This is a genomic window from Archangium sp. Cb G35 (assembly GCF_001896145.1).
GTDB classification, from domain to species: Bacteria; Myxococcota; Myxococcia; order Myxococcales; family Myxococcaceae; genus Archangium; species Archangium violaceum.
This window is the reverse complement of the sequence record NZ_MPOI01000009.1, coordinates 161,072-174,226: the sequence shown is the minus strand read 5'-3', so window position 1 is coordinate 174,226 and position 13,155 is coordinate 161,072. Positions and strand designations below refer to the sequence as shown.

At 67.6% G+C, this 13,155-nt stretch carries 11 protein-coding genes; 4 read left to right on the top strand and 7 right to left on the bottom strand.

Annotated elements, in window-relative coordinates:
• The first annotated feature begins 1 nt into the window (after window position 1).
• Window positions 2-1,318 (top strand): hypothetical protein, encoded by a 1,317-nt coding sequence (locus BO221_RS27000; protein ID WP_073563403.1) that lies wholly within the window; start codon window positions 2-4, stop codon window positions 1,316-1,318.
• A gap of 3 nt (window positions 1,319-1,321) precedes the next feature.
• Here the strand turns inward: BO221_RS27000 and BO221_RS26995 are convergent, their stop codons facing one another.
• The 4 genes from BO221_RS26995 to BO221_RS26980 all read right to left on the bottom strand — a co-directional run bounded on the left by BO221_RS26995 (window position 1,322) and on the right by BO221_RS26980 (window position 5,656).
• On the bottom strand, window positions 1,322-2,041 hold the full coding sequence (locus BO221_RS26995; RefSeq protein WP_073563715.1) for an isoprenylcysteine carboxylmethyltransferase family protein: 720 nt from the start codon (window positions 2,039-2,041) through the stop codon (window positions 1,322-1,324).
• Window positions 2,042-2,174: 133 nt separating this feature from the next.
• Window positions 2,175-2,852 (bottom strand): hypothetical protein, encoded by a 678-nt coding sequence (locus tag BO221_RS54980; protein ID WP_158079916.1) that lies wholly within the window; start codon window positions 2,850-2,852, stop codon window positions 2,175-2,177.
• Between the two features lie 13 nt (window positions 2,853-2,865).
• Window positions 2,866-3,591: a hypothetical protein gene (locus BO221_RS26985; protein ID WP_143195706.1), complete on the bottom strand. Its 726-nt coding sequence runs from the start codon at window positions 3,589-3,591 to the stop codon at window positions 2,866-2,868.
• Between the two features lie 52 nt (window positions 3,592-3,643).
• A complete protein-coding gene (locus BO221_RS26980; RefSeq protein ID WP_233166281.1) occupies window positions 3,644-5,656 on the bottom strand; it encodes a WD40 repeat domain-containing protein in 2,013 nt (670 codons plus the stop codon).
• A gap of 53 nt (window positions 5,657-5,709) precedes the next feature.
• On the opposite strand from BO221_RS26980, the gene dbpA reads away from it, so the two are divergent.
• Window positions 5,710-7,098 carry an ATP-dependent RNA helicase DbpA gene (gene dbpA / locus BO221_RS26975; RefSeq protein WP_073563399.1) on the top strand — a complete coding sequence of 463 codons (1,389 nt, stop codon included), beginning with the start codon at window positions 5,710-5,712 and terminating at the stop codon, window positions 7,096-7,098.
• A gap of 31 nt (window positions 7,099-7,129) precedes the next feature.
• The gene (locus BO221_RS26970; protein ID WP_083681407.1) at window positions 7,130-8,185 is read left to right on the top strand and encodes an alpha/beta fold hydrolase; all 1,056 of its coding nucleotides are present in this window, start codon (window positions 7,130-7,132) and stop codon (window positions 8,183-8,185) included.
• Window positions 8,186-8,259: 74 nt separating this feature from the next.
• Here the strand turns inward: BO221_RS26970 and BO221_RS26965 are convergent, their stop codons facing one another.
• Window positions 8,260-9,726, bottom strand: coding sequence for a M12 family metallopeptidase (locus BO221_RS26965; protein ID WP_073563398.1), 1,467 nt, complete (start codon window positions 9,724-9,726; stop codon window positions 8,260-8,262).
• Window positions 9,727-10,023: 297 nt separating this feature from the next.
• Between BO221_RS26965 and BO221_RS26960 the strand changes: the two genes are divergently transcribed.
• The gene (locus BO221_RS26960) at window positions 10,024-11,214 is read left to right on the top strand and encodes a hypothetical protein (RefSeq protein ID WP_073563397.1); all 1,191 of its coding nucleotides are present in this window, start codon (window positions 10,024-10,026) and stop codon (window positions 11,212-11,214) included.
• Between the two features lie 47 nt (window positions 11,215-11,261).
• Here the strand turns inward: BO221_RS26960 and BO221_RS26955 are convergent, their stop codons facing one another.
• Together BO221_RS26955 and BO221_RS26950 are read right to left on the bottom strand one after the other, a co-directional pair.
• On the bottom strand, window positions 11,262-12,515 hold the full coding sequence (locus BO221_RS26955; protein WP_073563396.1) for a M56 family metallopeptidase: 1,254 nt from the start codon (window positions 12,513-12,515) through the stop codon (window positions 11,262-11,264).
• Window positions 12,512-12,874 (bottom strand): BlaI/MecI/CopY family transcriptional regulator, encoded by a 363-nt coding sequence (locus BO221_RS26950; RefSeq protein ID WP_073563395.1) that lies wholly within the window; start codon window positions 12,872-12,874, stop codon window positions 12,512-12,514. The genes BO221_RS26955 and BO221_RS26950 overlap by 4 nt, the downstream gene beginning before the upstream one ends.
• Between the last annotated feature and the right edge of the window lie 281 nt (window positions 12,875-13,155).

Sequence of the window (13,155 nt, the reverse complement as noted above, 5' to 3'; positions counted from 1 at the left end):
CATGAGACCTTCCTTCCGCCACTTCCTTCCCCTCGCCGCGTTGCTCGCCGGGTGCGAGCTGTACCCGGAGGATCCGCTCTTCGCCTACGGGCAGATGTCGCGCGCGGATGGCACGCCCGTCTCCGGCGCCACGCTCTCCTTCGAGCGGGCGCCCTCGCACCGGCCGAGGCCATACCCCACGTTGATCCCCCCGGAGTTCTCCCCGCACGCCACCGCCACCACGGGAGCGGAGGGGGCCTACATCCTGGAGCTGGTCGCGGGCGCCACCGTCGAGCGCGTCATGACCGAGGCGGGGCCCGACCCACGCCTCTACCGCTTCCGTGCTGTCTCGCCGGTGGAGGAGGGCCGGGCCGCCATCCTCTCTTTCTCTCTCCTGGGTGGGGATGTGGAGCTTCCGCCTCTGCGGCCCTGGGCGGCGGACCTGTCGGTGGGGGAGGGCGCCGAGGGCCGTCCCTCGGTGTCCTTCGCGCCCATGCCGCTCCCGCCGGAGCCTCCGCCTACCGGGACGTGGCAGTACTCCTCGCACCCGCAGACGGGCGAGCCCATCTACGACCTGGGCACGATCCCCCATCCCGTGGTGCAGCTCGTCCATGGGGGCGCGGTGCTCTGGCAGGAGGAAGTGGAGGGCTCGCCCTGGACGGTGGCCCCCTGGCTGCGCGAGGACTTCGAGGGGCTCGAGGTGATGGTGCGCGCGCAGACGACGGGGGACTGGTCGTTCACGCCGCTCGGGGCCAGGTCCAGCTCGCTGGGATACCGGTTGGAGTGGCGCAGCGAGCGCCTGCCCATGCCGGGGGCCGGGTTGCGTCCCGTCAGCCGGGGCGCTTCGTGCGAGCCCCTGCCCGCGGGCGTCACGGCGTGTCCGTGGACCGATGGGCAGCTCGCCTCGGTGAAGCTCCCGCTCGTCTCCACCCAGCCAGAGAAGTGGCCGGAGGAGCTGCGTCTCACGCTGGCGGCCCCGGCCCGCCCGTCCCGCATCGTCCTCCGGGGACTGGCCGCTGATTATTTCAACAGCCCGGTGAAGAGGGTGTTCATCGAGGGCAGCGAGGACGGCGAGCGGTGGGTGTCCCTCGGTGAGCTGGTCCGCCCCGCGCTGGAGGGCGTGGACCGGGCCGCCTATCGGGATCACCGGGAGGTGGAGTGGGCCGGGGACAATCCGTTGGATCCGGCGCTCGAGGTGGACCTGGCGTCCAATCTCTACCTGGAGGGGGCCTTGCGCACGGAGGTGGCGGTGCGTCACGTGCGCCTGCGGGGTGTGCTCACGGGGAGCACCCGCCCCATCGAGTTCAAGGCCCTCCGGGAAGTGTCCCTCTTCGAGTAGGCGCTACCAGACGCCGGGCACGAGCCGGTAGCGGGTCCGCTGCGTGTACTCGGTGTAGCCGGGCAGCTCGCGCTGGAGGGTGCGGTCCTCGAGCGCGGTGCGGAGGATGAACGCGGCCATGGCGACGCTGGCGGGCACGTACGCCCACAGCGAGCCGAAGACGAGCGGCCAGGCCACCAGCATCATCAGGAGCCCGAGGTACATGGGGTGGCGCACGAAGCGGTAGGGGCCCGTGGTGATGACCCGGTGGCCGCGGTCCTTCTGCACGCGCACCGTCGACTCCAGGTGCGGGTTGGCGGCGAAGGACCACAGGATGGGGACCTGTCCCAGCACGTGCAGCAGCACGCCCGCGGGCATGCACCACGCGGGCAGCGCCGACCAGCCGTAGCGCCCGGTGTCGAGCCCCGCCACCACCGTCATCGTCAGCAGCATGGCCAGGTAGGTGTGGGTGATGCGCCGGTCGAACGGCTTGGTGTCCTCGCGCTCCTTCCACCGCTCCTGGTTCAACACGGGGTTGAGCACGCGCGTGCCATAGGCGTTGGCCGCGAGGCTGAAGACGATGAGTCCCGCGAACACCCAACCCTCCTTCCAGTCGAGCCGGCCCGCGGAGAGGAAGAGCAGCGCGCCCATGGCGAGCAGGCTGAGGGTCACCAGCAATGACTGGGGCAGGGCTCTCTTCTTGGCGGTAGCGGCTTCAGGGGGAATTGCTGGGCTGTGCTGCATGACGGCTTCTCCTGGGAAGGCGCGCATCATGTCCGAGGAGGCCATGCGAGTGGGAGTGCTCGCCTCGTCATGAAGGTGGGCCCGCTCGGATGGGGAGCGGGCGGCCGGACCGTTAGGAGGAGCGCCAGGCCGCTCAGGGCTTCTTGGGCGGAGGGGTGCCCTTCTTCTTCGGCTTCGGAGTGGGCGCCGGCTCGTCTTCGTGGCGCAGGTTCTTCTCGTCCACCTTGGTGAAACCCGCGGGGAACTGAACGAACGCATCCTCCACGGGGCCTTCCCGGAGGTCGCGCAGCTCGATGCCCTCGCCCTTCTCCAGGGTGAGCCGCACCAGGGCGCCGAGCTTCGGATCCACCCAGAGCATCGCGGTGTACGTCGTCTGGTCCCGGTTGGTCTGGACGAGCCGCCACTTCACCGTGGGACGCCCCACGGCCGTCTCCTCACCCTCGCGGGTACACTTCAGGGTGGGCTCCTTGCCGCAAGGATTACCGCTCGCATCGGTCAGGATGAGGGACAGCGGGAACTCCAGACTCCGGGTGAAGGAGCTCTCGATGGCCACCTTCTCCGGCGGGATGAGGATCCACGTCTTGCCCTGAGTGAAGTCCAGGAGGATGCCCCCGAGCTCGTCACCCGAGCGGAAGTTCATCATGTCCCCGCGCACGGTGAGCCGCTGCTTGCTGGGCATGTCCTTGCCGCCCTGGGCGATGTTCACGAGGGTGGCGGTGAAGCTCCGCATGTTGGCGGCCTCCGGTGTCTGTGCGAGCGCCAGGGGCGCGGTGAAGAGGATGGCTCCAGGCAGCCAGTACATCCAACGCATGGTGTCTCCCATGTCAGTCCTTGAAGTCAGCTCGGGTCCAGGTGCGCTCGGCGAGCCGCTGTTTGACGAGCTTGATGTAAGGCTTCGCGCCGCTGTAGGTCACGTTCTCGTCCCCGTCGTACCAGTCACCCGAGAACCAGGCGCCGATGCAGCCCCACTCGTCGCCCTTGTCGTAGCCGCCCTGCTTGTAGGGGCTGTTCATCCAGGTGAAGTCGCCCTCGTAGCAGGCGCGCCGCCAGGCCAGCGCGTAGTCCACGCCGTAGGCCGTGCTGTCCTTCGTATAGGGGTAGGTGTTCGCGTGCACCGAGCTCCTCACCTGCATGATGCCGAAGGTGGACCAGTCTTCTCCCACTTCGTCCTGCCGCCACCCGCTCTCCAACACCGCCACCGCGCGGACGATGTCCTCGTCCAGGCCCCACTTGCACGCGCCCCACTGGATGATCTCATCCGTGGTGCCGGTGAAGTCGCCGTCGATCCTGCCGGCGTACTGGGCGTTGAACTCGTCGCTGGCCCCGTCGATGCGGACGCCGGACTTGCCCCGCGTCTGGTTGGCCGTGGCGTTTCCGGGACGAGGCTCCCACGAGGAGCGCCGCACCCGGGTGGCGCACTCGGCCGCGGAGGGCAGGGGAGTGCCGGGTGGCAGCGTGGCGAAGTAGCCCTCCACCGCCGGGCCTTCGCCTCCACAGGCTTGCAGCAACGCGAACAGCACTACCACGGTGACCGGACGAGCAGGGCTCATGGCCCCATCATACCCGGTCACCTCCCGGGTTGCAGACAGGCGCGGCCGCGCTTCAATCGAGGTGCTCGGGCTCCTCGAGCGGCACGGCTGGACCGATCCAATAGAGCAATGAGAAGGGGAGGAGTTCCTCGGGGGGCGGTCCGACGTAGCCTTCGGTGCGGATGCGGAACCCCTTCTTGGTGACCGCCAGCAAGGTCGCGAGGTCGGTGACCTCGCCGTGGTATCCCATGTACACCAGCACCCGCTGCCCGACGTAAGGCGCGAGGCTGTCGCGGCGGATGTCTCCTGTGAGCACCGGGTGGGCCCGGTAGAGGCTGTGGGGATGCGTGTAACGGGCCTCCTTGCCGGATGCGCCCTTCGCGGCACCCGGAGCCCTCTCCTCGAATCGCGTGTGCCGCGTCCCGACAGCCCAGCGCCAGGGCCATGCATATCGCCCGGAGACCGAGAACATCAGCCGGGGCTCGAGCTGCTCCCGCTGCTCAGGGGGACAGAACACGGTGCCGTCCGGGTCCACACGCGTGAAGGCCCAACCTCGTTCCGTCGGGAGGAACCGCCCGGGTTCCTCCGGCGAGGGATACCAGGAAGCCGGGGGCGGTACGCGGCCCGCTTCGAGGTCGAATGAGGCGTGGGCTCGCAGCTCTCCGCTTGTCGTGCTCCAGAACGCAAGCGTGGAGAGACCCATGCCCACGAGCGTGTCGTCCGCTCCCCAGACCAGCCCCTCGAGGCCACCGACACCCGCGAGCCGGCGAATCCGCCGAGGGGCAGGTCCGATGGCCCACAGCTCGACTCCTCCATCACGGGTCAGGCACGCGCCCATGGAGCCATCGGGGGACCATGCCCAGCGACGGATGTCTTCGAGTGTGCCTGGTGTCGCTGGGCTCACCTCGAACTCCAGGCGGCACAGGAGCTTCTCCTCCTCGAAGACGCAGACCCTCGGGCGGGAATAGTCATCCATGATCACGGCCAGCCGCCTCCCGTCGGGGGACCAGACGAATTCGCTGAACGTGGGATCCTTCTCGGCGATTTGCTGGCTGAGCGTGGCGATGTGTTGGCCGGTGTGCCCGTCGATGAGCTCGAGCCGTTCACTGCCATGGGCCAGACGAGACCCGTCGGGCGAGAACGCGACGGGCAACGTCACTCCCCCGGTGTGGAAGCGGAGCGCTCCGTTCCCGGTGTCGATTGCCGACGCGGAGCCAATCCTCGTGTATTCGTTCGCCTTGTCATCCCAATCGCCCATTCGGGAACAGCGATAGCCGTAGACCCGGGAGCCATCCTGGCTCCAGCGTATCCAGGTGTGTGGTTTCAGGGGCGCATGCGCGGCGTCTGGCCGTGCTGGACACCAGCGGACATCCTCGCTGTCCTCGTTGAGCGCGGCACCTTCCCGGAAGGGGACGATGCAGCCGAGCGCCCCATCGGGCCCGGGCCCGGGCGTGGAGACGAACAGGTGCGTCTCGTCGGGCGACCAGCACCAGGCGGGGAGGTGGCCTCTCTTCTCCGCGCCCTCGGGGCGATTGGAGGCCCCGGGAGGGGGCGAGCCCCAGCGCCGGGTAACGTCGACGGTGAATGACGGGCGACCCTGGGAAAAGGCTCGCACCACGCCGACCTCGACGTCGTTGAAGACGGTGCCCACCCACTGCCCCGAAGGGGACCACTGAACGCAGGAGGGCTCTCTCCTGCCTCCCACGCCCTCGTCGAATCCGTGGACATCGACCACGCGCCCCGTCGCCAACTCCCAGATGCGCAGCTCGCCACCGAAGAAGGGGTCGACGCGCGCGCTCGTGATGGCCAGATATTGCCCGCAGGGACTGAGCGCGAATGAGCGCTGGCGGCCCGTGTAGCGCGGGGTCTCCACGAGCGGCGCCCCCGTCTCCAGGACCTTCTCGGACACCCACCGATGGAGGTCCGTGATGCCCTTCGCGCGCTCGAGCCTCAGGAGGCGCGCGCGCAGCGGAGGAAGGTCCCTGCTGGCCACGAAGCTCCCGAAGTCCGCGCGCTTCAGCATCGGCTCGATCGCCTCGTCGGAGCCATGGAGCAGCTCGACGAGGTCCGTGAAGGATCCAGGCATGGGAGCCGACATTAACCGATGGCGCCAGCGTCGGATTGAGGTAGAGGCGTCTGATGAACTTCGCCTCGCTCCCGCTCTCACCGCCGCTGCTTCAGGTCCTCGAGGAGCTGGACTTCCAGACCGCCACCCCCATCCAGGCCCAGAGCATTCCGGTGCTGTTGCAGGGCCGGGATCTCGTGGGCCAGGCAAAGACGGGGAGCGGGAAGACGGCGGCCTTCGCGCTGCCCCTGCTTCAGAAGATCCGGCTCCAGGACCGGCGGCTCCAGGCGCTCGTGCTCTGCCCGACGCGCGAGCTCTGTGCCCAGGTGGCTGGGGAGCTCCGCCGGCTGGGCCGGAGATTGCCCGGCCTCCAGGTCCTCGTGCTCGCGGGAGGCCAGCCCGTCCGGCCCCAGGTGAACGCGCTCGAGAAGGGGGCCCACGTCGCCGTCGGGACCCCGGGCCGTATCCTGGACCTGCTCCAGCGCGAGTCGCTCGAGACGCGGCGGCTCGCCACGGTGGTGCTCGATGAGGCCGATCGGATGCTCGACATGGGCTTCCGGGAGGACATGGAGCGAATCCTCGGTCAGACGCCGCCCACGCGGCAGACGGTGCTCTTCTCGGCGACGTTCCCCCCGGACATCGAGGCGCTGAGCCGTGCCTTCCAGAATCAGCCCACGCGCGTGACGATCGCCGAGGCCGCCGAGGCGGCGCCCGACATCCAACAGCTCTGTTACGTCTGCGAGCCCGAGGAGAAGACAGCGCTGCTGCTGCGCATCCTGCGGCGGTACCAGCCAGCCTCGGCCATCGTGTTCTGCAACCTCAAGGCAACGGTCGCCGAGCTGACGCGGGCCTTGCGCGCGGCCGGGGTGGGGGCGGACGGGCTCCAGGGAGACATGGAGCAGAGCGAGCGGGACGACGTGATGGCGAAGTTCCGCAATCGCAGCACCCGGGTCCTCATCGCGACGGACGTGGCGGGCCGCGGCATCGACGTCGAGGCGCTCGATGCGGTGGTCAACTTCGATCTGCCCTCACAGCCCGAGCCCTACGTGCATCGCATTGGCCGCACGGGGCGCGCGGGGAGGAGGGGATTGGCCATCTCCCTCGCCACCCCGCGAGACGAGCGCAAGGTGGAGGGCATCGAGCAGGCCACCGGCGTGAAGCTGGAGCGCGCGAGCGCGGAAACGCTCCCTCCGGCGGACGAGAAGGGTGGGGAGTCACTCGAGGCGGCCTGGGAGACGCTCTCCATCTCCGCCGGACGCAAGGACAAGATGCGGCCGGGTGACATCCTCGGGGCCCTGACGGGCGAGGCCGGCGGACTGAATGCCGCCGACATCGGGAAGATCGAGATCCACGATCATCACGCCTACGTCGCCGTCTCCAAGCGCCTTGTGGGCGTGGCGCTCCAGCGGCTGCGCGATGGGCGGATCAAGGGGCGCAAATACCGTATCGAACGGGTACGGTAGCGTGTCCCCTCGCTAACCCTTTCCCACGCTCATGTCAGACCAGCCCCGCGAACAACCCGCCAGCAAACCGCGCAAGCGATTGTCGCGACGGGCGAAGATCTTGTTATGGGGCGGCTCGATCGTCGCGCTCCCCCTGATTGGATTGACCTTCCTGAGCCTGACGGCCAGTCCGATCAGCCATTGGCGCAGCCCTGAAGGCAAACAGGAATACGAGTCCGCTTACAAGGCGGCCATGCAACGGCTGCCGCCGGTCAGCCATGTCTACGACGTCAAGACCGGCTTCGGCACCGTGCGTGCGTACCGCTGGTCGAGCGAGCGGACCTCCACCCAGATCCCCATCCTGCTGCTACCCGGCCGGCTCTCGGGCGTGCCGATGTGGCAGGAGAACATCCAGGATCTGATGGCCGAACGGCCGGTCTACGCCGTCGACGCCATCGGCGATAGTGGGATGAGTGTGCAGACCCAACGCATCGCCGGTGATGCCGACCAGGCCCTCTGGGTGGAGCAGACCTTGAAGGAGCTCGGCCTCGAACGCGTCCATCTGGTCGGCCATTCCTTTGGCGGTTGGGCGGCGGCCAATTACGCCTCGCGGCACCCGGACCGGGTCGCTTCGTTGTCGCTCCTGGAGCCGGTGCGTACCCTGGGTGAGATGCGCCTGGCGATCTACCTGCGCAGCATCCCGGCCTCGTTGCCGTTCTTGCCGGCGAGCTGGCGTGACGCGTTCCTCACTGAAGTTGGCGGCACCACCGAACTGGATCCGGATGATCCGCTGACGCGCATGATCTCCGCCGCCAGCGAGCACTACTCCGTGGCGCTGCCATTCCCGGGCATGATCAAGCCGGAGCAACTGCGCGCCTGGCCAATGCCAATCCATGTCGCCATGGGTGCGAACAGTGCCATGCACGACTCGGCGAAAGCCGTGGAAGTCGCCAAGGCCCACATCCGCCAGCTCGAGGTACACAACTGGCCGGGCGGCACCCATTCCCTGCCCATGGATGAACCCGAGCGGATCGATGCCTCCCTGCTGGCCTTCATGCGCCGGGCCGAACAGAACCTGAGCAGGGAACACCGTCCTGACGGGAAATAGCGACAGTACTTCATCGCTCCCTCCCTTCCTCTACCATCCGAGCCGGTGGCGGGCCTCCCCCGCGTTCCGCTCCTTCACTCCCAGCCCGACCAGCCGTTCTCGTACCACCTGTGTTTCAGGACGTTATCCGTACCACGCGCGAAGACATCGATCCGCCCCGGCCCCCATGCCTCGGCCGCGGGCTCCGAGGTCAGCGGCCCCCCCAGGGACTCCCAGCCCGACCAGCCATTCTCGTACCACTTGTGTTTCAGGTCGTTGTCCGTTCCACGCACGAAGACATCGATCCGCCCCGGCCCCCATGAGGCCGCCGCAGGGGAGGAACTGAGGGTGCCGCCCAGGGACTCCCAGTCCGACCAGCCATTGCTGTACGTCCTGTGGTGCAGCTGGTTGTTGGTCCCGCGCACGTAGACGTCCAGGTGCCCCGGCCCCCACGAGATCGCGGCAGGGCTGTCGAGCAGCTGGCCCCCGAGAAACTCCCAGCCGGACCAGCCGTTGTCGTACCACTTGTGATGTAGCTGCCCATCCATGCCGCGCACGAAGACGTCCAAGCGTCCCGATGCCCACGAGGTCACGGACGGCGCGGAGCCGAGCTGGCCTCCGAGCGACTCCCAGTTGGACCAGCCATTGTCGTACCACTTGTGGTACAGCTGGTTGTCGACCCCGCGCACGAACAGGTCGATGCGGCCAGGCGCCCATGACACCGCGACGGGCGTGGACGTGCCGAAGCCACCCAGCGACTCGTAGGGGTGCCACCGGGTGTCGTACCACCGATGCAGCACCTCACCGCCCTGTCCCAGGGTGAAGAGGTCGAGGCGCTTGGGTGCCCAGGAGGACACGCCGGGACCCGACGCTACTGTCGGCGTGCTCAGGTAGAACGGCGCCGGGTACGCGAGCCCCGACGCCCACTGGTCCGTCCCGCTCAGCAACCAGGTCTGGTAGCTGGTCGGGTTGCAGTAGTTCATGATGGAGTACTGATCCCAGTCGCCGATCGGCCAGTCTCCCGAGCCCGTATTCACGTGGCCCGTCTGCTGGTCCTTGCACCACTGGGGCGTGTCTGGGCGGTCCTGCTCGTGCAGGAATCCGAGTGCATGACCGAACTCGTGGACCGAGACGAATTTGATGCAGGTCCAGTAGTTGTTCGCGCTGCACCACGAGTTGAAGTTGAGCCACATCGTGGTCGGGGCGCTCGGCCCGAAGTAGCCCACGTACGAGCGGGGGTGGCTGTCGTCGACCACGATGTGGATGCCGCCGGAGCCCGGGGCGCACGCTCCCCAACCGGTGAACCGGAGGCCGCCATGGCGCTCCCACGTCTCGGCAAGCGCATCGCGAGTGGCCTGGCGCTGCTGCGAGTGCTCGGGGGCCGGGTTCTCCCAGCAGACCGGGATGTTCGAGTAGGGGCGCGGCCAGAGGAGGCTCGAGAACGCATACAGCTCGTCGCCAGAGGAGTCGAGGTGCGCGGAGGGTTCAACTTCGGAGGCGAGGTCGGGTCCGCACGCGGACAGGATGAGCGCGGATGCAAGCAGGGCCTGGAGTCGGGTCATGGATCCACTCGAGCGAGGGAAGCGGGCACACCGTCTTCCACAGTGTGCTCGTGGGAGTAGTGAGGACTGCCGCAGCGTGGGCGTGTACCACAGGCTCGCTGAGAAGGTTGGAGCCTGGAGCCAAATACTTCTCAAATACTCGCGTTCTAGAAGTCATCTCCCTCTGCTTCGCCTCTCCAAAAATCCTGTTGATTCCCAGACATTTCCGTGAGAACCATATTTCCACGATAAACGGCAAGTTACTGGTTTATTGAAAAGCAGGACGGTAACGGTTTATCGGAGATTGGAAATAATCCCATGACATACCGACGCGTCGATGTTGCTTCTTCCCGTGGGTGGCGGTGGGGCGTGGTTCTCCTGACGGCGATGGTGGGGTGCGCTCAAGAAAAGGAAGCGTCGGCTCCCGCCGAACAAGAGTCCGTTCGCGCCCTCAAGGAGCGATCGCTGCACCTGTCGCCGCCCGCGGGGTGTACGGAGATCTCCATGGGCGAGCTTCGAACTGGCATCGAGCTGACGCCCGTGCAGTACGGGCCGCAGCCGCTGTATCGCGGAGAGTTCGCGAGCTTCGGAGACCCCGCGTTCGTGGACACCGCGTACATCCGGTTGGACGTGAACACCGCCTCGGGGCTCTACGACCTGGCCAACGGCGGCACCAACCTGTTCACGTGCGAGCAGTGCGTTTATGGCTACCAGGATGTCTCGGGTCCGGCGCAGAAGACCTTCGTCGCCGAGTCGGGCTCGCTCTGGCTCGCGTTCAAGGTCTCCCCTCAGCAGACCGCTGGCGCGCTCGCCAACGTGACCCTGCGTGAGTCGGTCCCCGCCGCGCCGCTCGCCGCCCCGTACAAGGGCACCGCCCCGGTGCCGGGCGGTGAGTGCCGGTGGATCCGGTTCGCGACCTGGGACACCATCCGTTCCGGTGGTTGCGATCCGCGCGAAGGCTCGTCGGCCTCGAACCCGCCGGGCCACACCTGCGTCGCGGAGGACGCCGCGGCCACCGATGGCACGCTCGAGAAGTCGCTCGGTACCAAGGCGCAAGGCGAGGCATGCACGAAGACGCCGGCCAGCGAGAACCAGCTCGCGTCGACGGACTGCGCCCCTGGCTACGCCTGTACCGACGCCTATACCGAGGCGCGGCAGTGCCTCGCCACGTGTGACTTCATGGCCGCGGACCCGGGCTGCCCCACCGGCACCGTGTGCGGCGTCTATGGCTTGTGCATCCAGCAGTCCGTCATGGAGCCCATCGGCTACCTCTTCGACCCCGCTCTCATCGGCCAGTCCTGCACCGCCGGCTTCGCCGAGTTCTGCGGCGTCGAGGGTGCGCGAGGCGTCTGCGCGGACCTGACAGGCGCGGGCCATGGCACCTGCTACCGCTATGCGCGCGCTCGCTCGGAGTGCGGCGCGGGTGAGGAGCTCGGCTTTGTCTCCTACCCGCTCCCTGGCGGCGGGTTCGATCGCACCTACGGGTGGTGCTATCCCGACGGCCTGTGAGTTGCCCATCACCTGCCCGAGCGCGAGCTGGCTCGGGCAGGTGACGTTCAGGCTTCAGCGGCGGTCAGCGTGATGTGCAGCTGGATTCCTTCAGACTTCTCGCTCGCGAGCGGGTCCGAGCCCATTCGAATCATGCCGGGCTGGCCACTGAGCGTGCCAATCCGTGGCGTTGCGATGACCTTGCCGTCCCGTTTGATGGCCGACTTGAACATCAGCACATGGGCCTGCTTGCCTGTGCCATGATCGACCGTCCCCTCGATGGTCCAGTCGTGGCCATTGGCGGCGCCGTTGATCATGATCGACTGGCCAGGCATCGTCACGAACGTCGTGGTCGTGGGCTCGCCGCCATCGATGCGCAGCACTGCCTTCACGTGGATGCTGCCTGCTGGAAGGTTGGCCGCGGCTTCGTCGCCCGGTTGCGCGGCCCATGCGGCATAGCCGCCAGTCAGGGTCAGGGCGAGCACGCACGCATAGCCAGACAGCCAGCGCTTGAACGAGGGAAGCGGTTGCTTGAGCATGATGATTCTCTCCTTGAGTGGATGGCAGAAGCCCCAGTGACACCCCAGCGGCCACGGCTGCGTGGCCAGCTGGGTCTTCAACATCGCCTCGCCATAGGTGCGGCGTGACTCCGGATGGCGTGCGATCACCCGTTGGTCGCAGGACAGCTCCTGGTCCTGGCGGAAATGCCGCGCGGCGTAGTGCAGCAGCGGGTTGAACCAGAACAGGCAGCGCAGCAGCACCGCGATGGCGTTGAACTGAAGGTCGCCATGGACGAGATGCTGGTGCTCGTGCTCACGGAGCAGCACCCGCTCCTCCTCGGCATAGCGCACATCGAAATCCGCCGGGACGATGATGCGCGGCCTCCACAAGCCAATGGCGGCGGGAAGGCCAGCCACCGTTTCGGCCTGATACATGCCGTCATCGCGAAGGCGTACGTGCCCCAGCGCGCGCCAGAAACCACGCTGCCGCGCGGTGAACCACAGCCCGGCGGCCACCGCGCCCACCCACCAGACCACCAGCAGCCATTCCGCCGTATCCGTCGTGGAGCTTCCTTCGCTCGTGAACGTCCGCGGAAACGCTTCACCGATGAACGCGAGGACCGGTGCCGGAGCTGGCCCCTCGCTCGCCGCGGGCAGCAACACCGCCAGCAGAGCGGTAGGCACCAGGCTCCACGCGGCATACGCAATCCGCGCACCGAACCCCGCACGCAGGACTCCGCGTAGCAACATGACTCCCAATACGGCGGCACTGGAAGCCAGAGTGGTCTCCAGCAGCGTGCGCAGCGCCCCGGCAACGGTCATGGGTCCAGCTCCTCGAGCAGCTTGCGCAGCTCGGCGACGTCCTTCCGGCTGAGCTTGCGGTGCTGGCTGAAGTGCGCGACCAGCGGCGCGACCCGGCCGCCGAACAGTCGTTCCAGCAGACCCTGGCTCTCCTCCAGCACCCAGTCCTCGCGCCGGAGCACGGGGGTGTAGAGATAGCGGCGTCCTTCCTTCTCCGCGACAATCGCGCCCTTCTTGAGCAAGCGATTGAGGAGCGTCTTGATCGTGGCCTCCTGCCATTGCTGTGCCTTGGCCAGCGCCGCCACCACCTCCTCGGCGGCGAGGGGGTGCTGGCGCCATAGCACTTCCATCACGATCGACTCTGCTTCACTGATCTTCATCGTTTACGCTCGTAATCACCCGGGAGATTACAAGTGTAATTGTTCCTGTCAAGGACTCCTCATGCCCCTCGTTCCGCCGATCCCGGGCTAGGCGGTGGCCCCGGTGCAAGGGCACCAGCCCACTCCATCAACAGGCCTCCCATCTTTCTGATACGCCTGAAGCCGTGACGCCCATGACACCCGCGTCCGCTGGGCGTCCCCGCGCGAGTGCCAGTCCTGGCACGTTCCTCCCCGACCGAGCGCCGTCACGGGAGCCCGGAGTCACGCAAGCTCCGGAGATG

Excerpts from the sequence above, each read along its gene's own strand:
- BO221_RS27000 (WP_073563403.1), top strand. The coding sequence starts at position 2 with ATGAGACCTTCCTTCCGCCACTTCCTTCCCCTCGCCGCGTTGCTCGCC.
- BO221_RS26995 (WP_073563715.1), bottom strand. The coding sequence starts at position 2,041 with ATGCAGCACAGCCCAGCAATTCCCCCTGAAGCCGCTACCGCCAAGAAG.
- BO221_RS54980 (WP_158079916.1), bottom strand. The coding sequence starts at position 2,852 with ATGCGTTGGATGTACTGGCTGCCTGGAGCCATCCTCTTCACCGCGCCC.
- BO221_RS26985 (WP_143195706.1), bottom strand. The coding sequence starts at position 3,591 with ATGAGCCCTGCTCGTCCGGTCACCGTGGTAGTGCTGTTCGCGTTGCTG.
- BO221_RS26980 (WP_233166281.1), bottom strand. The coding sequence starts at position 5,656 with ATGCCTGGATCCTTCACGGACCTCGTCGAGCTGCTCCATGGCTCCGAC.
- dbpA (WP_073563399.1), top strand. The coding sequence starts at position 5,710 with ATGAACTTCGCCTCGCTCCCGCTCTCACCGCCGCTGCTTCAGGTCCTC.
- BO221_RS26970 (WP_083681407.1), top strand. The coding sequence starts at position 7,130 with ATGTCAGACCAGCCCCGCGAACAACCCGCCAGCAAACCGCGCAAGCGA.
- BO221_RS26965 (WP_073563398.1), bottom strand. The coding sequence starts at position 9,726 with ATGACCCGACTCCAGGCCCTGCTTGCATCCGCGCTCATCCTGTCCGCG.
- BO221_RS26960 (WP_073563397.1), top strand. The coding sequence starts at position 10,024 with ATGACATACCGACGCGTCGATGTTGCTTCTTCCCGTGGGTGGCGGTGG.
- BO221_RS26955 (WP_073563396.1), bottom strand. The coding sequence starts at position 12,515 with ATGACCGTTGCCGGGGCGCTGCGCACGCTGCTGGAGACCACTCTGGCT.
- BO221_RS26950 (WP_073563395.1), bottom strand. The coding sequence starts at position 12,874 with ATGAAGATCAGTGAAGCAGAGTCGATCGTGATGGAAGTGCTATGGCGC.